The organism is Paenibacillus tianmuensis (assembly GCF_900100345.1).
Taxonomy (GTDB): Bacteria; Bacillota; Bacilli; order Paenibacillales; family NBRC-103111; genus Paenibacillus_G; species Paenibacillus_G tianmuensis.
The window spans coordinates 205,856-227,714 of record NZ_FMTT01000002.1; the positions used below are offsets into that span (position 1 = coordinate 205,856).

The window sequence follows — 21,859 nt, forward strand, 5'->3', positions numbered from 1 at the left end:
TGTCTTATCCGCGAACGAGTCCCGCCTGCTTGCACGCCGCCTCCAGCTCCGCCAGCGAATCGGCCAGTTCCGAAACACGCTTCAAATTCGCCAGCATCCCAAGCACGATGACCTTGCGCGGACGGATCTCCACCAACTCCTGCTCCAGCACGGCCAGAGAATCGAGCGCCTCATTGCGAGCTTCCCCTTCGGAGAGCCGTTCCAACCGTTCCCGGCAACGCTTTACGAGCAGGAGCGGATGAGCCGACTTCGTGCTTCTCGCGGACACCTCCCTCAGCCCCGGCCAATTGATTTCGTTCAGAAAAGGCTTCGGCTTCTCCCGCAGCGTGCGTTCCGCTACGGCATCGACGATATGCATCATATGGCGGCACACCTCTTCCGGCCCCAGCGTGATCTTCTCGACCAGCTGCAAGCCCGAGTAGCTCGACATCAGACTGCTCAGCAGCAGCGCGCCCTCCGGCGCATAAGGCGCGTAGCCTTCCCCGTAAAGGCCCACAAGGCTGTCGATAAAGTTCAACCGTATTTCGGTATTCATCCGCTTCAAGTAATCCTCAATTTCCTGGCTTACAAAGCCTCCGTTTTCCCGCATTTGCATGGTGAGAAATTCGGGATATTCGGCCCACAGATGACGTTCGACGAGTATTTTCTGCTCCAGACGTTCCCTCGGGCTCAGATGCCGTTCGCATTCCACCAACTGCAGTCCGTCGTTCACCCGCTTATTAAAAAATTTGAAAATATCCAGCAGCAGCTCCTCCTTGGAGGCAAACTGCTGGTACACACTGCCTTTGGATATTTTGCAAGCTTCGGCGATTTCCTGCATCGTCGTCTGCATGTACCCGTTCGCAGCGAACAGCTTCATCGCAGCAAGCAGGATGTGCCGCTTCTTCTCGTTCCACTTATCTTCCACCATTACACCGCCCCGCAACTTGTATGGTCTGCTTCGTTTCCGCTATAGCGAAAAGCTCCGTCTATTCCCGGGCAGCTGCGGCGCCTTCTTTTACCTGAGCGGGAATCCCTGCCTGCTTGCGAAGACCCGGGCTCTCCTTCCAGCGGATCACCATGACCATGCTTGCCACCATGAAGGCCGCTCCGAGCACATAAGGGTAATTGACGTTAACGTCGAACAGTACGCCGGCAATGGCCGGTCCCGCAATCGTCCCCAAGCTCATGTAGGCGTTGTTCATCCCCGCGACGAATCCCTGCTCGTTTCCAGCCATCTTGGACAACAGCGTATTGACGGCTGGCCGGATCAGCGTCGTAGCGACGAAAAACAGAATGGTAACGGCAAAAATGGCAACGTACGTCTTCGCCGCTAAGACCGCCAGCATCATGACGGCGGCAAGCAGAAACATAGCCATAAGAATTTGACGCTCGCTAAACCTCCGCAGCAGCCTTTCGAAAAGAACGGCTTGGGTAAAAACCCCTGCCAGCGCGCCAAGCGTAATCATCAGCGAGATATCCTTCGGCGTAAATCCGTGCTTCTCGGTCACATATAAACTAATCACGGATTCAAAACCCATCAGGCCGAACGTCATCATGAATACAAGCAGTAGCAGCATGAAGTACGGCGCACGAAACGAGCTAAGCATTTGCTTGAGCAGATTTTCCCGCTTCTTCTCCGACGTCCGGGCCAAATGCCTCGCTTCCCGGCTTTGGGTTTCCGGCAGAAACAGCAGGGACAGCAGCACCGACACGCCGGCTACGGCCGCCGCCACATAGAACGGAACCCGCAGCCCATATTCGGCCAGAAATCCGCCGATGCCCGGCCCGATCACGATGCCGAGCGACATCGAAGCGCTGAACAAGCCCAGCCCTTTTCCGCGTTCTTCCTCCACCGTAATGTCAGCCACATAGGCCATCATCGCCGGTGTCAGGAGCGCCGCCCCGATTCCGCTAAGCATTCTGGACACGTAAAGCAGCCACATCTGATCGGCCAGCCCGAACAGCAGCTGGGACAAGGTAAACACCCCGATCCCCAAGACAATCATGAATTTACGCCCGTATTTATCGGACATTTCGCCGCCAATAGGGGAAAATATGAGCTGCGTCACCCCCATAGCCGCGATAAGGTAACCCATTTCCCGGCCGGTTGCCCCTAATTCCATCATGAATTTAGGTAAAATGGGGATGATCAGTCCCATTCCCACCATCGTAATGAACATGTTCACCATCAAAATGACGAGCGGTCCCCAATTTGATCTGGTTTTGGTCATAACTTTCACCTCTCTTGCAGATTTCAATTCCTTACCAATTGACCAATTGGTTCTATAAATGACTACGTGGTTATTTCGAGATTATATCCTTCCCCACTCCGTTAAGTCAACTTGTTGAAATTAAAAAACGGGTATGATATGATGGCTCTAAATTAATGATGGGAGCTGAAAAGATATCATGTAAAACTTTTCTTGCTAAGAAATATAAAATAATAAAACAAAAAAGCGATACGAACGCATGTTTTATTATTTATATGCAAGAAAGTTACGATATCTTTTCGCTCAAACAATATTTCCTTATCTAACTCGGCATCGGGTTGGATTCGCTGTATTTATTTGAGCTGCAAGAAAGTAACTTTCTTGCAGCTTTTATATTTTTATACAGGAGGATCTATTCTATGTCATTAATCAGCGTGACAAACCTGACGTTTGCCTATGACGGCAGTTACGATAACTTATTCGAGAACATAAGCTTTCAAATCGATACCGATTGGAAATTGGGATTTACGGGAAGGAACGGCAGAGGCAAGACCACATTCCTCAACCTATTGCTCGGGAAGTATGAATACAGCGGAACTATTTCGGCCAAGGTCAGCTTCGAGTATTTTCCATTCCATGTGGAGAACAAGGAACATAACACAATGGATGTTATCGGCGACATCTACCCGGATTACCTTCACTGGGAATTGATGCGCGAGCTTTCATTGCTCAAGGTGTCGGAGGATGTTCTATATCGGCCCTTTGCTTCATTGTCCAATGGGGAGCAAACGAAAGTATTACTGGCTGCCCTGTTTCTTAAGGAAAACAGCTTTTTGTTGATTGACGAGCCGACCAATCATCTGGACATGGACGCCAGAAAGCTTGTCAGTCAATATCTCAATACCAAAAGCGGGTTTATTCTCATCTCTCACGACAGGTCATTCCTGGATCGCTGCGTTGACCATATCCTGTCCATCAATAAAACCGACATCGAAATTCAAAAAGGCAATTTTTCCGATTGGTGGGAAAATAAACGGAGACAAGATCAATTTGAGCTTGGCGAGAACGAAAAGCTGAAAAAAGACATAAAACGTTTGTCAGAAGCGTCCAAACGAACGAGTCACTGGTCGGACGAGGTGGAAAAAACGAAGAACGGCACAACGAATTCCGGCTCCAAGGTAGATAAAGGGTATATCGGCCACAAGGCCGCCAAAATGATGAAACGCTCCAAATCCATGGAGCATCGACAGCAGGCTTCGATCGAGGAAAAGTCGAAGCTCTTGAAAAATATCGAAAGCTCCGAGAGCTTAAAGATTACCCAGCTGGCTTATCATAAAAACCAGCTCGCCGAACTGGACCATGTTTCCATTTACTACGGGGAGAAGAGGGTCTGCACCGATCTCAGCTTTACGATTGAGCAAGGCGAGCGGATTGCGCTCTCGGGTGCGAATGGCTCCGGAAAATCAAGCATTATCAAGCTGATTTGCGGCGAGGATATCGCGTATACCGGCACGTTCAGAAAAGGAAGCCAACTGAAAATATCGTACGTTTCGCAGGATACTTCACATTTGCACGGCAACTTAACGGATTACGCCAGAAGCAGCGGGATTGATGAAAGCCTGTTTAAATCGATTCTAAGAAAGCTTGACTTTTCCAGAGTTCAATTTGACAAAGATATATCAGCCTATAGCGGCGGTCAAAAGAAGAAAGTGCTGCTGGCGAAAAGTCTTTGCGAGAAGGTTCATTTGCATATTTGGGATGAGCCGCTTAATTTTATCGATGTGATTTCGCGCATGCAAATCGAGGAACTGCTGATCGAGCACTCCCCGACCCTTCTTTTTGTGGAGCATGACAGCGAATTTTGCAAAAATATTGCTACCAAGGTCATTGAACTCTAAATGGGCACAAGATGAATAGAGGCAGCGGCAGTCCGGGACGTTATTTTCGCGTCCGAAGCTGCCGCTGCCTTTTATTTTTAGAGTTTACTTTTTTTCCATGACCGCAAAGTAATTGTCTTCATCATCTGCAAAGTTAAATACTCTTCCGGAAGGCATCGTTACCATTTCTCCGACTTTGACATTTTTATTGGATAGGTCGCTATACAATTGATCGAGATTTTCCGTAAAAAACATCAAAGAAGGCGTACCGAGATTTAATCCGGGCGACATTTTGGCAACGAATTCCTTGTTATGGAGAATGATGCTTGTTTCTGCACCCTTGGCAGGAGCAATTTCGATCCATCTCATGCCTTGGCCGTTATTTTCTTCCGAAATGACCTTAAATCCTACTTTTTCCGTCCAAAAATCCCGTGCCTCATCTTGGTTATTTACATACAACATAATTTGACCGACTTGACTAATCATCAATGGTTCAGCTCCTTTATTATAAGTAATTACCAAATCCGATGCTCCTAATGCAAAAAGCAGCCCATCGCGAGCATGCACGCGTCCTGATTCTAATCGTTGCGGCAGTCTGCGCGCCGGAATCTCGTCATCCTACGGCCAAATTACCGCTTCTTCCGGGCTCAAAGGCCGGTCGTATAAATTATTGCTCATCAAACCTGAGTAGACGATATGCCGGACCACCTTGCCTTTATCGCAAAAAACGATGATCTTGTTGGCATCGTCATAGGATAAATGTTGATCGGTCCAGTTATAGCCTACAGCGGTATTGATGGTTCGCGGGTCGGTATAGGCACCAAAGACGTACACTTTGTCCCAAGCGAAGTCGGTATGATCCTTCAAATAAACCGCTGTGCCCGCTTCCCGGGCCTTCAACGCTTCTTTCTCAATGGTGCGGACGAGCTGCTGCTCCGGGCCCCCGATTTCGAGCCGGATCACAGCGTAAACGACGATTGCGGCAAGCAACATGGCTGCGGCGAATGCTATTGCTTTTTTCATGCTACAGCCCCTTTCGGAAAACTTGCTGCGTCTTCGTATTTTCGAATCCTGCGCCCTTGTAGAATTGATGGGCCATGCGCATGAATCCAGCCGACGAGCTTGCTTTGCGCTTCCGCCACGATTACGACATGATCGGCCACATTCAGAATGGGAGCCAATCTTGCTTCGATTTGCTCCGCTCTGGCGGGGTAACCCAATTGTCCGGATAACCGGGCAATCTCTGGGCCATCCTGCGGCACGGCCTTCCGGTAAAGCAAGTCCATTTCATCTCATCCCCTGTCGCTGTTCTATTTTTCCTTTTACACTTTAGCAAATAGTGTATCACATCCTCCTTCCTAAAAATAACGCTAGCGGCGGCTGGACGGAAACGAGAAAAAGGACCGGGTTTAAACCCAGTCCTCCGTGAAGCGGATCAAACCCCCGGCGTAGTCGGATCGAATGGATAGTTCACCGGCGTAAAGAAATCCTTGTATCGTTTGAATGACGGCGTCGTGGGCGACAAGATCTCCGCCACGGAGTTGCCGACAATCGTTGCGACGTTGGCCAATTTGTCCTTGCTGATTTTATCGATCGTGTCGTACCGGGAATGGTATTCAGGCTCTGCTGGGGAATGGGTGTACAAAGCGGTGGCGACTCCCCGCTGGTAGAAAGGAACATGATCGCTCCGTCCGAACCGCCCGTACGGAATGACCCCGGATAATCTGGAGGCAAAGGTCGCGCCCAAGTCGGTGACTACGTTTTTCTGTCCGTTCACCGTGTACATAATCAAGTTGCCCGAATTTTTGCTGCCTACCATATCGAGTTGAAAATGCCCGATAAACCGGCCGATATCCGTGGAGCTGAGCGACCTGGCATAGGCTTGGGAGCCGTATAAGCCGTATTCTTCCGCGCCGAATGTCAGAAAACGGACCTCGGAATCCCGCTGGGTACCCGCGACGGCCCGCGCGATTTCCAGCACAACGCCCACGCCGGAAGCGTCGTCGTTGGCTCCGGGGCCTGCGGACACCGAGTCGTGATGTGCGCCGACCGTAACCAGATCCGTGGTCGTTGTCGTCGTATTGGGCCTTAGCGTAGCCACAACGTTGTAGGAGGTTGCCGCCATGGCGGCTACACCTTGAACACTGAGACTTGCCCGGGGACTGCCGTTTGCCGCCAGCCTTTGCTTCAAATCTTGCGCGTCTTTGCCCGAAAGGCTGACGGTTGGAAGGGAAAGCGTGCTGTATTGCGTATCCGAAATCGGGGCATCGGAGGAAGGATCGTAGAGAATGACGGCCACCGCGCCTTGATCCGCAGCGTTGGCGATTTTTTCATTATTGTCGATTTGGCCCGCTTCGATCAGAGCTATCTTTCCCTCAAGCTCCAGACCTTTCAAATCCTGCTGCGCTCCTTTTTTCGCATCAACAACCTCGCCGCTGACCTCGCCGCCTTGCGTGTTTTGGAGTGCTTGCGGGGCAAGGTGCTCGCTTACGAATCCTTGCGCTCCTTCGATCGTCAGTTGAATGCTGCTTGGGGCGGTATATTTGGGGAAGGTAAAGGACTGCAGGGTGACAGAGTAGCCATACTTCTCCAATTCGCCTTTGATGTACTGCACCGCATTGTACTCATTTTGCGTCCCCGCTACCCTCGAAGACACGGCCAAGCGCGAAACGTGGTTGAATATGGCGTCTCCATTCACGGTGATGGTATTAGCCGGGCCATGGACGACAGCGCCCTCGGGTCCGGCCTCCGATGGAGCCGCTACAGCGAGCCCTGCGCCCGTTCCCCAGCAAAGACTGGCTGCCAAAAGAAAACGCGACCAAATAATTCCTTTCATCATGTCACTCCTTTTTGTTTTGAAAATGTAATACGCTTCTACTTTATTGCGGCGGCCAACTCAAATATGCATGCAATTTTGGAATGAACGAATGAAAAAAGCGCAGCCATATTCCCGTAACTACGGGGAGGCTTGCGCTTTTGAATAATTCACCGCTATTTCATTTTATTTAAACGATCAAGCCTGACCGCTCACGCTCTCGATCTGATACGGTTTAGGTCCGAGCTTGATACTACCGGCACGTTCCGTCTGAAGCTTAACCGTCGTCGGAAAAATACCGGGCATCCGCTCATCCGGGAACCAAGGGCGTTTGCGATCGATAACGATCAGCAGACCTTCCACGTTGCCGACCGCGGCGAATTGCCGGTCGTCCCCGCTCCACTTCTCAAGCGAAAACGATTCATGCAGCTGCCGGAGGGCAGCCGGCAGATCCTCGACCGGAAGCCCGATCTCGCTAATGCGTAAAATATCTTTGGACGAAAAAGGGGCGCTGGTAGCATTGCTCAAGGAATGATGAGCGATCAACTCCACGAGATTTCCGTCCGGATCGTAGAAATACAAGGCCGTGGCATTCCAATTCGGAAAAGGAAATTGTACGGCTTCGTTTTTGGCAATCGGCTCGATTCCTTTGCTGCGTACCCACTCCAGCGCTTCGTCCGCTTTATTGTCGGGAATCGTGAAGGCGATGTGGTAGTAGGTCTGCTCCCGGTCATCCGCAACAAAGGTAAGCTTGGACTCGCCCGCCTGAATCACCAGCGAATCCGCATTCTCTTCAAGTATGGGAAGCTGTAGCGTATCGCAATAGAACTGTTTTGTCGCCTCGTTATTGGAGGAGTGCAAAATAACCTCGCGTATTTTCATCTCGATCTCTCCTTCGCGATGGGTCACGAGAAGACTTTCGACGCGTCCCTTCCTGCCCGCGGAACCAAGGGATAGCTGTGGAACCCTTGTCCATACACTTCGCTGGCTTCACTTAGAATGACGAACGCTTGCGGATCTACCGTGCTGACGATTCTCTTAAGCGGCGCAATGTCGGCATTTCTCAGGACGACCATCAGGACCCCGCGGGGTTCCCCGGTATAACCGCCCCAGCTTGTGAACCGGGTCAAGCCGCGGTCCAATTCCAGCAAAATCGCGGCGCGCAGCGTCTCTTCGCGTGTTTGATCCGTAATGATAAAGGCTACCTTGGAATCCGAGGCCGAGTGAATCAGCTCCAGCGCCTTTTTGGTTAAAAACAACCCGATCCATGCATACAACGCCTTCTCCGGCGAAAAGACGATCGCAGCCATTAAAATAACGGCAAAGTCGAGGATTAGCAGCGCCTTTCCCAGTCCGATGCCGAGCTTGCGGTTCAGAAGCAGCGCCACGATCGTAAACCCGCCGGAGGAGGCGTTGCCTTTAAAAATCAAGCCCAACCCGAGCCCGGTCCCAATACCGCCATAAATGGCGGCCAGCAGCATGTTGTCCGTCAGCGACGGCACGCCTTCGGTGAACAAGATACACAAAGGCAGCAGGATGGAGCCCAATACTGTTTTAACCGCAAATCCCCGGCCGAATACCGCCGCGCCCGCCAGAAGCAGCGGCACGTTGATCAGCCATTGGCTGATCGCCGGCTTCAAGCCCGTTACATATTCGAGGACGGTGGACAAGCCGGTCACACCGCCCGCAGCAATCTGATACGGATGCTGAAACATGTTATAGCTGATTGCCATCAGAAGGCAACCGATTGTCAAGTAAGCCATCTGCACTCCGAAGGCCGCCGCACGGCCATACCCGGAAGCGCCGCGATCCGATTTCATGTTGCCTTGCACACTCCCTGCTCTTGGATGTAGTTCTTCATCTTTTTATCATGAATGCTACACCCTCGCAAGAGCGCAGGGCAACGCGAATTCGCTGTATAACGCCTACGCCGCAATGCTTTCACACTTTCTTGCAGCACAGCAATCCGGTAGACTCCTGCCGGTTTTCATCCACTCCTTTCCTGTAAGGATTTTATAAACTTAATATACTTTTATGTTTATAAATTATAATATCAATTTACTGATTTATTTGTCAATGCATGTTCATTAAAATTTGGAAAAGTAATCAATCATAAACTGCCGAAAAATTCGGGAGGATTCTGTAAGATAGCGATCTCTTACCCAGGATAACCATAGGATTCGTTGACATATAGGCTCCTCAATATGCAAAAGAATAACAGAAGATCCCGTTGTGCTGCCCCATGAAACTCCAGGAATAAAGGCTACCCCCAAGCCCGCTTTCACCAGCCTGCTTACGGTAGCAGGATCATCCGTTTCGAAGACGATGCGTGGAGTAAAACCGGCAAGCCTGCAAAAGTCATCGGTTAATCCTCTCAAACTTTTACCAGGTCTTAAACTAATAAAATCTTCATCTGCTACCTCTTGCAGCTGGATGCTTGAACGTCCAGCCAAACGATGATTGGATGGAACAGCTAAAAATATTTCTTCATTTACCAAGGGTGTACTGTGGATATTCTGGAGTTCAAGTGGCGCTGAAGAGATGCATAAGTCAAAGTTGGGTTGAATGGCTGATCTGGAGACATGCTGGAGTAAATGAAATCTAATATTGGAGTATTCTTTACGAAATTCCACCAGGATATCCGACAAGATATGGGAACCTACAAGAATTGCAAGATCGATATACTTGTGTTTCTCCAAACTGAGGTCGGCCAGCTCTCGTTTACCGTCTTCTAACGAGCTTAAAGCTTTCTCCACATGTTTTAAGAATACGCTTCCATTCTGATTCAGCTTGATATGCTTTCCTACCCGATCAAAAAGCTGTACGCCTAGTTCCTTTTCTAACAGGGAGATCATTTTACTAAGAGCGGGTTGGACAATGCACAATTCTTCTGCTGCCCGGGTCATATGTTCATGGCGGGCGACGGTTTGAAAATATTTTAGCTGCAAAAGCTCCATCTTCATCCCTCCTATATAACACTTTATATCAAATCATATAAAAATATATATTAGATTGCATCGATTTAGTAAAGGTATAATTTTAAAAAAACGATTATGCGGATGGATAATGCGAGAAAACACAGCCGGGAAAGGACAATGAACATGGCAGTAAGTCTTGAGAAAATTGAACCCATCATCTGTGACCGAAAAGAACAATATTTAGCGCAACTGTTTACGCTGCTGCGACAAAAAAGCATCAGCACCCAAAATGATGGTATTGTGGAATGTGCCGAGCTGTTAAGGGAATTCATGGAGGAGATTGGGATTCAAACTCGTTTAATCGAAACGAAAGGAAATCCTGTCGTATATGGTCAGCTCCTCAAAAATGAAAGCGCATTCACTTTACTTATCTATGGTCATTATGATGTCCAGCCACCGGACCCCCTCGAAGAGTGGTTGTCCCCGCCTTTTGAACCTACGATTCGGGATGGGAAAATTTACTGCCGAGGCGCAGGGGATAACAAAGGCCAGCTTATGGCTCAAGTTCTCGCAGTCAAGACTTATTTGGACGCCTATGGCGAGCTTCCGATCAATGTGAAATTTGTATTCGAGGGAGAAGAAGAGCGAAGCAGCGTCAACCTTCCTTCCTTTGTCCAAGAAAATAAAGAGCTTTTAAAGGCAGATCTGGTCTACACGTCGGATGGGCCATCTCATGAGAGCGGAAATCCCTTAATCTTATTAGGAGTTAGAGGGAACCTCAAGGTACAGTTAACCGCGGCAGGGGCTGACTGGGATAATCATTCGGGAAACAAAGGAAATATCGTTCCTAACCCTGTCTGGAAACTTATCGATTTATTTCACACCCTGCGGGATGGCAACGAACGTGTATTAATTGAGGGTTTTTATGACAATATACGTCAACCTACCGAATTTGAGCTTCGGCTTCTGAAGGAGATCCCTTATAATCGGGATGAAATTTCCGAAAAAATCGGATACAAGGATTTGGCTTTGGATGGAGAAACCTATTATCGCCGACTCATGTTTGAACCGACTTTCAATATCTCCGGATTTCATAGCGGTTATGGCGGGAACGGGGTTAAAACCATTATCCCCTCAAAAGCTACAGCGAAAATGGATATTCGTTTAGTCGCGGATCAAGATCCTGAAGATATTTATCAAAAGTTTGTTCGTCATGTCAAAAAGCACGCACCCGATATTGACGTGCAATTCATGGGTGCTGTTGATCCATCCCGAACGAGTTCGAACCATGAATTGGTCAAAGTGGTCACAAGCGCCGTTCGAGAGGCTTATCAACTAGAACCTATTATTCAACCCAGTTTAGGCGGCAGCTTGCCGGATTATGTATGGACAAAACTATTAGGCTTGCCATCGATTGTTGTTCCTTACGCCAATTTTGATGAAGCCAATCATTCTCCGAATGAAAATCTGAATATTGATCATTTTTTTAATGGGATAAAGTGTACGTGTCACGTGATCCATAAGCTTGGAGAACATTCGAGAACATCGATTACCATATAGGGAGGAAGCGTGAAATATGGCTAAATCACAGCCTATCATTCAAAACGATCCTAAAGGGCTGATACGATTTTTGAACTGGATTGAACGTACAGGGAATCGTATCCCTCACCCTTTTACCGTATTTCTATATTTAATCTTGTTTGTTCTGGTTGCTTCATGGATTGGCAGTTATTTGGGATTAAGTTCAGTTCATCCCGGTACGGGGAAGGAGCTTCATATCAAAAGTTTACTCTCCACCGAGGGTGTTCATTATATTTTGGAATCGACGGTCGATAATTTTGTAAAGTTCAAGCCCTTAGGATTGGTTTTGGTCATGGTACTCGGTATCGGGTTAGCCGATAAGGTTGGATTGTTTGAAGCCACCATCAAAAAAGTACTTTTAAATGCGCCGAAAGCGGCCATAACGTATGGAGTATTGTTTGCCGCGTTTATCGGCCACTTGGCTTCAGATGCCGCTTATGTCATTATTCCACCGTTAGCAGCGATGGTATTCCGGTCGTTCGGAAGGCATCCTGTTGCCGGTCTTGTTACAGGTATAGCGGGGGTGGGCTGCGGTTTTACAGCAAACATCTTTATAGCCGGTACCGATGTGCTTTTATCGGGTATTACCACCGAAGTAGCGCAAGCGGTTAACCCCAACGTTCAAGTAACGCCTATAGACAACTGGTATTTCATGTCCCTTTCGGTCTTTGTGCTCACGATCGCCGGGGCATTTATTACGGAACGGATTGTGGAACCACGGCTCGGAACCTATCAAGGAGAAAATTCGGAACCACAAATGATTGAACTCAGCCCCTTAGTGAATAAAGCGCTTCGAAATGCTATGGTTGCAGCATTGATCTATATTGGCTTCCTTGCTACTGTCCTTTTTATTCCTCATTCCCCTCTGAGAGGAGAGGATGGAGGAATTCTAACATCTCCATTTATGGAAGGGATTATCCCCATTATTTTGTGTTTCTTCATTGTTACGGGTTTAGCTTACGGAATTACTACGAAAAAGGTTACTTGCACAGCCGATGTAGTCAAGTTCATGTCAGACTCGATAAAAGATATGTCCGGCTTTATCGTGTTGGCCTTTATTATTGCACAGTTTATCGCTTATCTGAACTGGAGCAATTTGACCATGTGGATTGCGGTTAGCGGCTCCGAAATGTTGAAAGCGGTTCATTTGGTAGGCTTCCCGGCAATACTGCTCTTTACATTCGTAGCCGTCATCATGGCTTTGCTTATTACTAGCGGATCTGCGCTATGGTCGGTGCTTGCGCCAATCTTTGTTCCCATGCTGATGCTGCTAAACTTTCATCCCGCTTTTATCCAAGTGGCTTATCGAGTTGCGGATTCCGCAACGAATATGATTACCCCGCTCAACCCTTTTGTAGCCGTTATGCTCGGCTTCTTAGCGCGATATGACAAGAAAGCGGGTTTGGGGACGCATATCTCGTTAATTTTTCCTTACACTGTCGCTTTCCTTGTTATATGGATTATCATGCTCTGCCTATTTGGGCTATTGGGAATCCCTGTAGGACCAGGCGTTACCATGTACCTTAAATAAGACTTCCGAAGAAACAACACATTTATATTGAAAAAGGAAGGGTGCGACGTTATGAACCGGCAAGCAATAGATCAAGTAACTGGAAGATCATGGACGACACGTCGTGATCAGAAGAATAGCCGCTTGGAGAAAATCAAATGTTTTATGAAGGGACGCGTACTTCCTACAGATCGCATCGTCAACGCCCTGGAGTCTATACTGGCGCCTGGCGATCAAGTGGTTTTGGAAGGCAACAATCAGAAACAGGCTACATTTTTATCTCGTGCTCTAGCGATGGCGGACCCGAATAAAGTAAACCGTCTGCACATGATCATGTCCAGCATTTCCCGTCCGGAACACCTTGATCTCTTCGAAAAAGGGATCGCAAGAAAAGTCGATTTTGCTTATTCCGGTCCACAAAGCCTTCGTATCTCACAAATGCTCGAGGATGGGCAGATTGAGATCGGGTCTATTCATACGTACTTGGAGTTATATGCACGGATGTTTGTCGACCTCATCCCCAATGTCGCCCTCGTCGCCGCTGACAAAGCGGATGCGGAAGGAAATCTGTATACCGGTCCGAACACAGAGGAGACGCCAACGATCGTTGAAGCGACGGCGTTTCGCAACGGCATCGTCATTGTACAGGTCAACGAAATGGTTGACCGTCTACCGCGTGTGGATATTCCCGCATCCTGGGTGGATATTGTTGTCCAAGCGGACGAGCCTTATCAATTGGAGGCTTTGTTCACCAGAGATCCTCGCTTGATCACAGAAACGCAAATTTTGATGGCCATGATCGCCATTAGAGGCGTATACGAGCGTCATGAGGTACAATCGCTGAATCATGGCGTTGGATTTAATACAGCCGCGATTGAATTACTATTGCCGACGTACGGCGAAAAGCTCGGTCTTCGCGGGAAGATATGCAAACATTGGGCTCTTAATCCTCACCCTACGATGATTCCGGCTATTGAGAGCGGATGGGTGGAAAGCATTCACTGTTTTGGCGGGGAGGTAGGAATGGAGGCGTATACGGCTGCACGTCCCGATGTTTTTTTCACAGGTTCGGACGGCAGCTTGCGCTCGAACCGCGCCTATTCGCAAATGGCCGGTCAATATGGAGTGGATCTATTTATTGGCTCCACGCTCCAAATGGACGCTGTCGGAAATTCCTCAACCGTGACGTCCGGTCGACTGACCGGCTTCGGCGGCGCCCCTAATATGGGCCATGATCCTCGTGGACGACGCCACGCAACTCCGGCTTGGCTGAATATGATCTCTGAGGAAGGAACGATCGTGAGAGGAAAAAAACTCGTGGTCCAAATGGCTGAAACGTTCCAAAAAGGCGACCAACCCACGTTCGTTGAATCTTTGGACGCCGTAGAGGTTGGGCTTGATGCCAATATGCCCATCGCACCGGTTATGATCTATGGGGACGATGTAACTCATGTTGTAACTGAAGAAGGAGTCGCCTATCTCTATAAAGCACGCGACCTCGAAGAACGTAAATTAGCGATTGCGGCTGTTGCCGGAGTCTCTTCCCTTGGTCGTTATCATGACCTGTCCTTAAACGACCAGCTCCGCAGCGATGGTTTAGTCGCGTTTCCGGAAGACCTTGGTATCCGTCGCACGGATGCGAAGCGTTCTCTGTTGGCAGCAAAAAGCGTAGAGGATTTAGTCGAATGGTCGGGAGGACTCTACAAACCACCGGCGAAATTCCGGAGTTGGTAAGATGATCGAATATTCTGTTCCATGGACGAATGCTGATTCGTGCAGCACATGGCTCGCTGATTTAGTCACAAAAGCACTGATCGACGAAGCAGAGCTTACCCCGAAGCCTGGCTTGGTCGACATGGAAACGACAGGAGCCCATACGGACTTGCATATTGATCTCATGCGGCGATCCGCTCAAGCCTTGCATGAAACATTTGCGGAGATGGCGCGCGTTGCCTTTCGAAGGAAGCCGAATCAAGAGCTGCGCGAGCAATTAGCGCGGATTGGCCGTGACGGCGAAGAAGTGATGTTGCAAGCAACGGGAGGAACGAATACGCACCGCGGGGCCATTTGGGCACTTGGTCTATTGACCGCTGGCGCCGCAATCCATGGACCCCCTGCCTCTCCGAAAGAGATTGCAGCACTTGCCGGAGAGATTGCGCGTTATCCGGACCGGTATGCTCCCGCTAGAACTACAAATGGAATACGAGTTCGGCAGCAGTATAAGGTTTCCGGCGCCACCGGAGAGGCACAACAGGGATTCCCGCACGTGATTCGTATCGGATTGCCGACGTTGCAGTCATCCCGTCATCGCGGCGTATCCGAGAGCCAAGCCAAATTGGATGCTCTGCTTGCGATTATAGCCAGTCTAGATGACACTTGCCTGCTGCACCGGGGCGGTAGGGAAGCGCTCCATTTTACAAAACAAGGCGCTCGCCATGTTCTTGTATTAGGCGGAACGTCCACCGAAGAAGGATGGAATGCCCTTCGACAGTTAGATACGGGTCTGATCGCCCGGAATGCTTCGCCTGGCGGAAGCGCCGATCTTCTCGCCGCCACATTGTTTTTAGATGATCTCTCGATGTACAGATCTAATCGATATAAGGTTGCAATAGGAGGTGCCTTTGGATGGAACAATTGACGTTTGAATATAACGCTAAACAAAAAGTGTCGCGGCGTGCACACGTCGGAGTGGCCGGTTCCGGAGACTTGGAAATCTTGATTGAGCCTTGTCAAGAGCGACGGGCCTATGTGGTGATTCGTACTCGGTCGAATGGGTTTGGGGAAACGTGGAAAGCGGTACTGGATCGCTTTTTTACCGTCTACGAGTTGGCTGTGTCCATTGAAATCAATGACTTTGGAGCAACACCCGGCGTCGTATCGCTTCGATTGGCGCAAGCTGTGGAGGTGCTTATTGATGAATAACATGCTTTTGAAACATAGCTTCATTGAATTAAATGCCAGAGAGAAGGCTGCGGCGATTCTCGACCCGGATACTTTTCGCGAAATCCTCGGGCCCTTTGATCGAATAGAATCTCCTCACCTCGCACCTCAGGGCATTGTTCCGCAGAGTGATGACGGTGTGGTGATTGCTCGCGGCTTAATCAATGGAGCTTCCGCTGTTGTCATTGCCATCGAAGGCGCTTTTCAAGGAGGAGGAATTGGGGAGGTTTCCGGCGCCAAGATCGCGGGGGCACTTGAACAAGCGTTAGAAGACAATGAAGAGGGCATTCGTACGAAACCTGTATTATTGCTTGAGACAGGGGGCGTGAGATTGCAGGAAGGAAACTTTGGGTTGCTGGCTACTGCAGAAATGCAAGCTGCCATTGTGGCATTGCGCCGCTACGTACCCGTCGTAGGTGTCGTGTCAGGGATGATCGGTTGTTTTGGCGGCATGTCGATCACGTCTGCCTTATGCACAGCTCTGATCATGACTCGTCAAGGACGGTTGCAGCTAAACGGACCTGAAGTCATTGAGCAGGAAGCGGGAATCCAGGAGTTCGATTCGAGTGACCGTCCGTTCATCTGGAGCACGGCCGGTGGCGAGCAGCGATTTGCAACCGGTATGGTTGATACCTTGGTCCGTGACGACGTGGCAGAAATTTATCAGGCTGTTCGTGATGCATGTCAGCGAGACGTGCCGCTTGAAGCTCGTAGTTCTCAGGTGGAACGGTTTCTTTCTCGGCTTGCCGTTATCGACCCCTCCGCTCCTCTAGATGCTTCACGGTTACGGGCCCTATGGGGACGAGATCAAGAGCAAAAGGTCTCCCCTACTGACGAACGGATCAGGGAATTGGAAGAAGTGTGGCGCCAGACAGAATCGAAAGATAGGAGTCGTGGGAGAACGTGGTTTGAAGCGTTGACCGGCGTAACGAAGCCGGAAAAGGCTGGGGCACCATCCGTTTTGTGTGCGGATGCATCCTTAGGTGAAGAGAGCGTTCGTTATATTGCGGTCGTTCCCAATGCAAAAAACCGATTCCCTCGTGCCCGCCATGGCGAGGTAGGTTTGGACGAGGGCTGGACCATTGCACGATATGTCCGTGATGCCATCAAAGCTGATGAACACGGTAAGCGCCGAGCGATCGTTGCCATTGTCGACGTGCCGAGTCAAGCTTATGGTTACCGGGAGGAATTACTGGGTATTCATTTGGCCTGTGCTGCTGCCGCAGACGCCTACGCATCCGCTCGATTGGCTGGACATCCTGTCATTGCGTTCCTTGTTGGAAACGCCATTTCAGGCGCTTTCCTTGCCCACGGATTACAGGCCAGCCGCATCCTCGCGCTTGATGACCCCGGTGTTGCAGTACAAGTGATGTCCCGAACATCTGCCGCTCGTGTCACCCGTCGATCGATCGAAGAACTGGAAGAAGCGGCCAAAAAGCTACCCGCGACCGCTTACGATATACGTTCCTTTTCTTCACTAGGTTCATTGCACGAATTACTGGCGGACGTGTCTGCCGATGAGCCCGCGCAATCAGACATCGAGAACGTGCAAAGCAAATTAAAAAATGCGATTTCCGAGACACGAGACACGACAAGGGACTTAAGTCGTCGCTTGACTTCCGATCATGCCCGAAAGGGACGAGCCGCATCCATCGAAGTACGTGTCCGTATGGCGGAACAATGGAACTGTTAGTACATGATCTGCTGCAAATTCGCCATATAGAGGGCATCATCAGTAATGAAAAAGTGCCACAATGGGTGCGCGAATCGTTGTTTCACTCCCCTTGGGTTGTTGTTCGCAGAGCGCCGCTTCAGGATGGCATAATTCCGATCGGGGTTCGTGGCGAACATAGAAATCAACGTTTCGGTGCCTATCTTCCATCCTCTGAGGTCGTAATGAAAGTGACGCCGGAGCAGCTCGTCTCACAGGCCGGCTGGAGAACGAGCGCACGGCTTCATACCATTCGGGCTTTCCAGATCCTTGATATCGTTTCTTCGTATTACGGTCGTTATGATTGGTCTTGGGGACTCACGGGCAGCATCGGTTTCGAACTCGCAAGTTCTACACCGACTGCTCGTCCCGACAGCGATTTGGACATCGTGATCCGAATGCCCCAACCGCTTGCTAGGGAGACTGCAAGAACTCTCCACGATTGGCATACTCAACTACCGATTCGAGTAGATGCCCAGCTTGAGACTCCCTTCGGAGCGGTTGCACTCGCCGAGTATGCCCGTCATGAAAAGCAAGTACTCCTCCGTACAAGCTCCGGCCCTAAATTAGTGAACAATCCATGGTCTCCGTAAATTAAGAATCGGGAGGATGGAAGATGAGCGTTGTGTTTCTCTTTCCGGGCCAAGGTTCACAACAGACAGAAATGCTCCATCAATTGCCGGATCATCCGGCTATCGAAGCAACTTTTCATGAAGCAAGTGAGGTATTGAAAGAAGACGTATATACGCTAGATTCGGAAAAGTCTCTTTCCTCTACGATTGCCGTTCAACTTGCCTTACTTATTTCCGGAGTAGCTGCGGCCCGTGCTTTACAAGCGGAAGGAGCATCGCCGGATTGGGTGGCCGGTCATTCTGTGGGCGCATTCAGTGCTGCTGTCATTTCAAATGTTCTAGAATTCAAAGACGCGTTACAACTTGTAAAGCTGCGTGCCACGCTAATGGAAAATGCATATCCAAGGGGGTATGGGATGGGGGTTGTCGCAGGTCTCCATGAACGCCGATTATTTGAAATCATCCAAAAAGAGTTTACGCGCGAGGAGCCTGTCTACATGGCTAATCTGAATGCTCCTCAACAAATTACCGTTGCAGGTGCGATTGCCGGACTCGAAAGAGTCTTTGCATCCGCCCGTTTGTCAGGTGCTCGGATGGCCCGGTTATTGAACGTAAGCGTTCCTTCGCATTGCCCATTGCTAAATCGGGTATCAGAGGAGTTGATGGTGGCCTTGGAAAGGACAGCTTTGCGTGAACCAACTGTACCTTACGCAGCGAACGTTAATGCACGAACTCTTAAGAACGCAGCAGCCATCAGAAAAGATCTTGCATTAAGCGTTGCCAAACCTGTTCGGTGGCACGATGCAACTACGCTGTTATACGAACGGGGGGCCAGGCTGTTTGTGGAAATGTCACCTGGTCACGTCTTGACAGACCTGGCTGCTGCGGCATTTCCTAACGCACGATCGATTTCGTTCAGTAAGAGTGGATTGGAGGACGCGAAAATATTGATTTTGCGCGAGTCTTCTTAAAATAAAAACCCCCGGCGCCGTTGCAGACGCCGGGGTCATAGCCTTCCGATTCTATTACAGCGCAAGCTCCTTCAGCTCGGCCGACTCCAGAAACTTCTCGCAATCGAGCGCCGCCATGCAGCCTGTCCCGGCTGCGCTGATCGCCTGCCGATACCGGCTGTCTTGAACGTCGCCGCACGCGAACACGCCGGGAATGTTCGTTTCCGTCGTTCCGGGCTTCACCAGCAGGTAACCGTTCTCGTCGGTCGTCAGCTGGCCGTCCAGAAACTTCGTATTCGGCGTGTGGCCGATCGATATGAAGACCCCGCTCGTTTCGATGATTTCTTCCTCGCCGGTATCGTTGTTTCTCACCTTAAGCCCGGTAATGCCCTGTTCTCCCGCGATGACTTCCAGCGGAGTCCGGTTCAGCTTCCAGCTGATTTTCTCATTGGCTCGCGCCCGGTCCTGCATGATCTTCGACGCGCGAAGCTCGGTGCGCCGGTTCACCATAATGACCTCCGAAGCGAAGCGGGTCAAGAAGCCCGCCTCTTCCATGGCCGAATCCCCGCCGCCGATGACAATAACTTTTTTGCCCCGGAAGAAGAAGCCGTCACATGTCGCACAGGCGCTTACCCCGCGGCCGATGTTTTCCTTTTCTCCCGGAATGCCGAGGTATTTCGCAGAAGCTCCGGTGGACACGATCACCGTTTCCGCTTGAACGTCGCCCATGCCTTCTACCGAAAGCGTAAACGGCCGCTTGGAAAGATCGGCTTTATTCACCCATCCCGTCCGGAATTCGGCGCCGAAGCGTTCGGCCTGCTTACGCATATTATCCATTAATTCAGGACCCATAATCCCTTCCGGGAAGCCCGGAAAGTTCTCGACCTCGGTCGTCGTCGTCAGTTGTCCCCCCGGCTCCGGACCTTCAATCACCAAAGGCTTCATTCCCGCTCTTGCCAAATAAATAGCCGCCGTCAAACCTCCGGGGCCTGTTCCGATAATTACGCTGTTGTACATGATGTTTTCCTCCTTCATCCATCCTATCCTTAAGCTTTATCATATCTCACTCGGAGACAGGGTGCATGAAGGTTTGATTAAGGTCACATGAAGGATTCATGAAGAAAAAGCGGACAATTTCCGTATCCATTGCTATAGTAATTGGTTTTATTTGTGTGCTACAGTAAGAGTAAAATAATTTTGCCAGCTGTGACCGGCAGATAGGAGAGTGTCTTTATGAGCATGATTGGTAATTACTGCAAGATCACGAAAGAACAGTTTGATTTGTTATACCAAAATAAAATAGCTGTTTCAGAGTTTTTATATTCCGATGGAGGACATCTATCTGAAAATGACAAATTGGACATAGATAAAGCATGGGATATTATTAACTTCGTTTTGACTGGACAAAGTATGATGAACATGGGCGAGCATATGGAAAATATGAATAACTTGCCACCTATTTTCCATATTGTATTAGGGGGAAAAGAAATTAGCAATGAAGATATTGGCTATGGTTCGGCGAGGTATTTGACCAATCAAGAGGTAAAAGAGTGCTATCTTTCAATTAAGGGTATGACAAAAGAAGATTTCCAAAAGCGCTCTGACATAGAAAAAATGTTGGAAAATGTTGTACATCCCTTAATGGAAGATGAAGATGGTGAAGAAGTTTTTGAGTATTCTTATCATCACTTTGAAGCCTTACAATCATTTTTTGAGCAGGCAAGTTCTGAAGATAAGTATATGCTTTTATATATCAATTAACAATTTAAATTTGGGGTGACAACAATGCCGATGTCTACAGAAAATATACAGGCATTAAAAGATATTATTGAAGGTAAAAGTAGTGTTTGGTGGCATAAGTGGTGGCGTGATCATGCCGTTGCTCTTGAAAAGGAATTGGGGAGAACAGACTATTTAAAGTTAAAACATGGGCGTTTAACAGCTGTGTCAGAATACTTGAGCAAAATAGGCGTTTCCTATATATGGAGTCCAAAAGGCAGGCTAGCCGAAACTTATGCGAAATTAGACACAAGTTTATTAGATGAGGATGGCAAATTGAATGAGGCTGCGCTTGATGAACATTGGGGCGGAGCAATCGGTTTGTTTAAGAATGGGCAAGCCGATCAATCAATGAAAATTTTTAGAGAAATGTTATACAAAATAGTCGAATCTCAAAATATAGTCGAGTTTGAGGAGTTGGCAAATTGCGATATATTATTTGAACTTGGGGAAAATGACTTTGCCTTAGCTTGTTTAAAAGTAATATCAACGATTCAAACCGATGATGATTTTAGTAACGTTTTAGAGGAGTTTAATGAAACTTATGATGACATCGTATTTTCAGCGATTGATTTTGCTAAGAGTGAATACGAAAAACGTACTTCGTTGGAATGAATACTGAAAAAAAGCGAAGCGCCCTTTTACGTGGAGGGCGCTTGTCGGTAATCCTCATGCTTTAAACCAAAAGCCACGAAGTGAAAGGTGTTCGCATCTATATAAGTTGAACTAAAGACCTTAGAAATCTATGGTAAGGAAATTCATACCTACTTGTCGAATAAGTAATGAAACATGAACAGACAGGCAGGGAATGAAGATGGAAAACGCACAAAAATTAGAAGAAGTTAAGCAAGCGATGAAAAAAGCAAAAGATCGCCGCATGTACGAGCGTTATCAGGCGCTATATTTATATTTGCAAGGTACCCGGGCGGAAGCGATTGCGCCTATTTTAAACCGAAGCGTTCAAACGGTAAAAGGCTATATTCAAGCTTATCAAACAGGTGGTCTTTCCGCTTT

At 49.0% G+C, this 21,859-nt stretch carries 22 protein-coding genes; 12 read left to right on the forward strand and 10 right to left on the reverse strand.

The window, feature by feature from the left end; genetic code table 11:
- Nucleotides 1-4: 4 nt before the first annotated feature.
- Together BLO51_RS02640 and BLO51_RS02645 are read right to left on the reverse strand one after the other, a co-directional pair.
- Nucleotides 5-907 carry a TetR/AcrR family transcriptional regulator gene (locus BLO51_RS02640; RefSeq protein ID WP_167670083.1) on the reverse strand — a complete coding sequence of 301 codons (903 nt, stop codon included), beginning with the start codon at nucleotides 905-907 and terminating at the stop codon, nucleotides 5-7.
- A 61-nt stretch (nucleotides 908-968) separates the two neighbouring features.
- A complete protein-coding gene (locus BLO51_RS02645; protein WP_090666564.1) occupies nucleotides 969-2,213 on the reverse strand; it encodes an MFS transporter in 1,245 nt (414 codons plus the stop codon).
- Between the two features lie 398 nt (nucleotides 2,214-2,611).
- Between BLO51_RS02645 and BLO51_RS02650 the strand changes: the two genes are divergently transcribed.
- Entirely contained in the window at nucleotides 2,612-4,090 is a 1,479-nt protein-coding gene (locus tag BLO51_RS02650; RefSeq protein WP_090666566.1) for an Lsa family ABC-F type ribosomal protection protein, read from the forward strand.
- Nucleotides 4,091-4,174: 84 nt separating this feature from the next.
- Here the strand turns inward: BLO51_RS02650 and BLO51_RS02655 are convergent, their stop codons facing one another.
- From BLO51_RS02655 to BLO51_RS02685, 7 genes are all read right to left on the reverse strand, one after another.
- Nucleotides 4,175-4,555, reverse strand: coding sequence for a VOC family protein (locus tag BLO51_RS02655; protein WP_090666569.1), 381 nt, complete (start codon nucleotides 4,553-4,555; stop codon nucleotides 4,175-4,177).
- Between the two features lie 132 nt (nucleotides 4,556-4,687).
- A complete protein-coding gene (locus BLO51_RS02660; protein ID WP_090666571.1) occupies nucleotides 4,688-5,092 on the reverse strand; it encodes a hypothetical protein in 405 nt (134 codons plus the stop codon).
- Nucleotides 5,089-5,355 carry a GNAT family N-acetyltransferase gene (locus BLO51_RS02665; protein WP_090666573.1) on the reverse strand — a complete coding sequence of 89 codons (267 nt, stop codon included), beginning with the start codon at nucleotides 5,353-5,355 and terminating at the stop codon, nucleotides 5,089-5,091. Before BLO51_RS02665 ends, BLO51_RS02660 begins: the two co-directional genes overlap by 4 nt.
- A gap of 149 nt (nucleotides 5,356-5,504) precedes the next feature.
- Nucleotides 5,505-6,905: a M28 family peptidase gene (locus BLO51_RS02670; protein WP_167670084.1), complete on the reverse strand. Its 1,401-nt coding sequence runs from the start codon at nucleotides 6,903-6,905 to the stop codon at nucleotides 5,505-5,507.
- Between the two features lie 177 nt (nucleotides 6,906-7,082).
- Nucleotides 7,083-7,766, reverse strand: coding sequence for a VOC family protein (locus tag BLO51_RS02675; protein ID WP_090666577.1), 684 nt, complete (start codon nucleotides 7,764-7,766; stop codon nucleotides 7,083-7,085).
- A 23-nt stretch (nucleotides 7,767-7,789) separates the two neighbouring features.
- Nucleotides 7,790-8,704, reverse strand: coding sequence for a YitT family protein (locus BLO51_RS02680; RefSeq protein WP_090666579.1), 915 nt, complete (start codon nucleotides 8,702-8,704; stop codon nucleotides 7,790-7,792).
- Nucleotides 8,705-8,971: 267 nt separating this feature from the next.
- Nucleotides 8,972-9,841: a LysR family transcriptional regulator gene (locus BLO51_RS02685; protein WP_090666581.1), complete on the reverse strand. Its 870-nt coding sequence runs from the start codon at nucleotides 9,839-9,841 to the stop codon at nucleotides 8,972-8,974.
- A 138-nt stretch (nucleotides 9,842-9,979) separates the two neighbouring features.
- On the opposite strand from BLO51_RS02685, the gene BLO51_RS02690 reads away from it, so the two are divergent.
- Genes BLO51_RS02690 through mdcH form a run of 8 tightly spaced genes read left to right on the forward strand, consistent with a single transcriptional unit; the run spans nucleotide 9,980 to nucleotide 19,087 of the window.
- Complete coding sequence (locus tag BLO51_RS02690; RefSeq protein WP_342672323.1) at nucleotides 9,980-11,362, forward strand: M20/M25/M40 family metallo-hydrolase; 1,383 nt, start codon at nucleotides 9,980-9,982, stop codon at nucleotides 11,360-11,362.
- 16 nt (nucleotides 11,363-11,378) lie between these two features.
- Nucleotides 11,379-12,914, forward strand: coding sequence for an AbgT family transporter (locus tag BLO51_RS02695; RefSeq protein WP_090666583.1), 1,536 nt, complete (start codon nucleotides 11,379-11,381; stop codon nucleotides 12,912-12,914).
- 51 nt (nucleotides 12,915-12,965) lie between these two features.
- A complete protein-coding gene (gene mdcA, locus BLO51_RS02700; protein ID WP_090666585.1) occupies nucleotides 12,966-14,627 on the forward strand; it encodes a malonate decarboxylase subunit alpha in 1,662 nt (553 codons plus the stop codon).
- Nucleotide 14,628: 1 nt separating this feature from the next.
- The gene (locus tag BLO51_RS02705; protein ID WP_090666587.1) at nucleotides 14,629-15,531 is read left to right on the forward strand and encodes a triphosphoribosyl-dephospho-CoA synthase; all 903 of its coding nucleotides are present in this window, start codon (nucleotides 14,629-14,631) and stop codon (nucleotides 15,529-15,531) included.
- The gene (locus tag BLO51_RS02710) at nucleotides 15,519-15,815 is read left to right on the forward strand and encodes a malonate decarboxylase subunit delta (protein ID WP_090666589.1); all 297 of its coding nucleotides are present in this window, start codon (nucleotides 15,519-15,521) and stop codon (nucleotides 15,813-15,815) included. Before BLO51_RS02705 ends, BLO51_RS02710 begins: the two co-directional genes overlap by 13 nt.
- Nucleotide 15,816: 1 nt before the next feature.
- Nucleotides 15,817-17,526 carry a biotin-independent malonate decarboxylase subunit beta gene (locus tag BLO51_RS02715; RefSeq protein ID WP_090666614.1) on the forward strand — a complete coding sequence of 570 codons (1,710 nt, stop codon included), beginning with the start codon at nucleotides 15,817-15,819 and terminating at the stop codon, nucleotides 17,524-17,526.
- Nucleotides 17,514-18,137, forward strand: coding sequence for a malonate decarboxylase holo-ACP synthase (locus tag BLO51_RS02720; protein ID WP_090666592.1), 624 nt, complete (start codon nucleotides 17,514-17,516; stop codon nucleotides 18,135-18,137). Before BLO51_RS02715 ends, BLO51_RS02720 begins: the two co-directional genes overlap by 13 nt.
- 23 nt (nucleotides 18,138-18,160) lie before the next feature.
- Nucleotides 18,161-19,087 carry a malonate decarboxylase subunit epsilon gene (gene mdcH / locus BLO51_RS02725; protein WP_090666594.1) on the forward strand — a complete coding sequence of 309 codons (927 nt, stop codon included), beginning with the start codon at nucleotides 18,161-18,163 and terminating at the stop codon, nucleotides 19,085-19,087.
- Between the two features lie 54 nt (nucleotides 19,088-19,141).
- Here the strand turns inward: mdcH and trxB are convergent, their stop codons facing one another.
- On the reverse strand, nucleotides 19,142-20,083 hold the full coding sequence (trxB, locus tag BLO51_RS02730; protein WP_090666596.1) for a thioredoxin-disulfide reductase: 942 nt from the start codon (nucleotides 20,081-20,083) through the stop codon (nucleotides 19,142-19,144).
- Between the two features lie 216 nt (nucleotides 20,084-20,299).
- Between trxB and BLO51_RS02735 the strand changes: the two genes are divergently transcribed.
- From BLO51_RS02735 to BLO51_RS02745, 3 genes are all read left to right on the forward strand, one after another.
- Entirely contained in the window at nucleotides 20,300-20,827 is a 528-nt protein-coding gene (locus tag BLO51_RS02735; protein ID WP_090666597.1) for a YfbM family protein, read from the forward strand.
- 30 nt (nucleotides 20,828-20,857) lie between these two features.
- Nucleotides 20,858-21,460: a hypothetical protein gene (locus BLO51_RS02740; RefSeq protein ID WP_143006805.1), complete on the forward strand. Its 603-nt coding sequence runs from the start codon at nucleotides 20,858-20,860 to the stop codon at nucleotides 21,458-21,460.
- Between the two features lie 199 nt (nucleotides 21,461-21,659).
- The coding region (locus BLO51_RS02745; protein ID WP_167670085.1) for a helix-turn-helix domain-containing protein at nucleotides 21,660-21,859 on the forward strand (200 nt) is incomplete at its 3' end.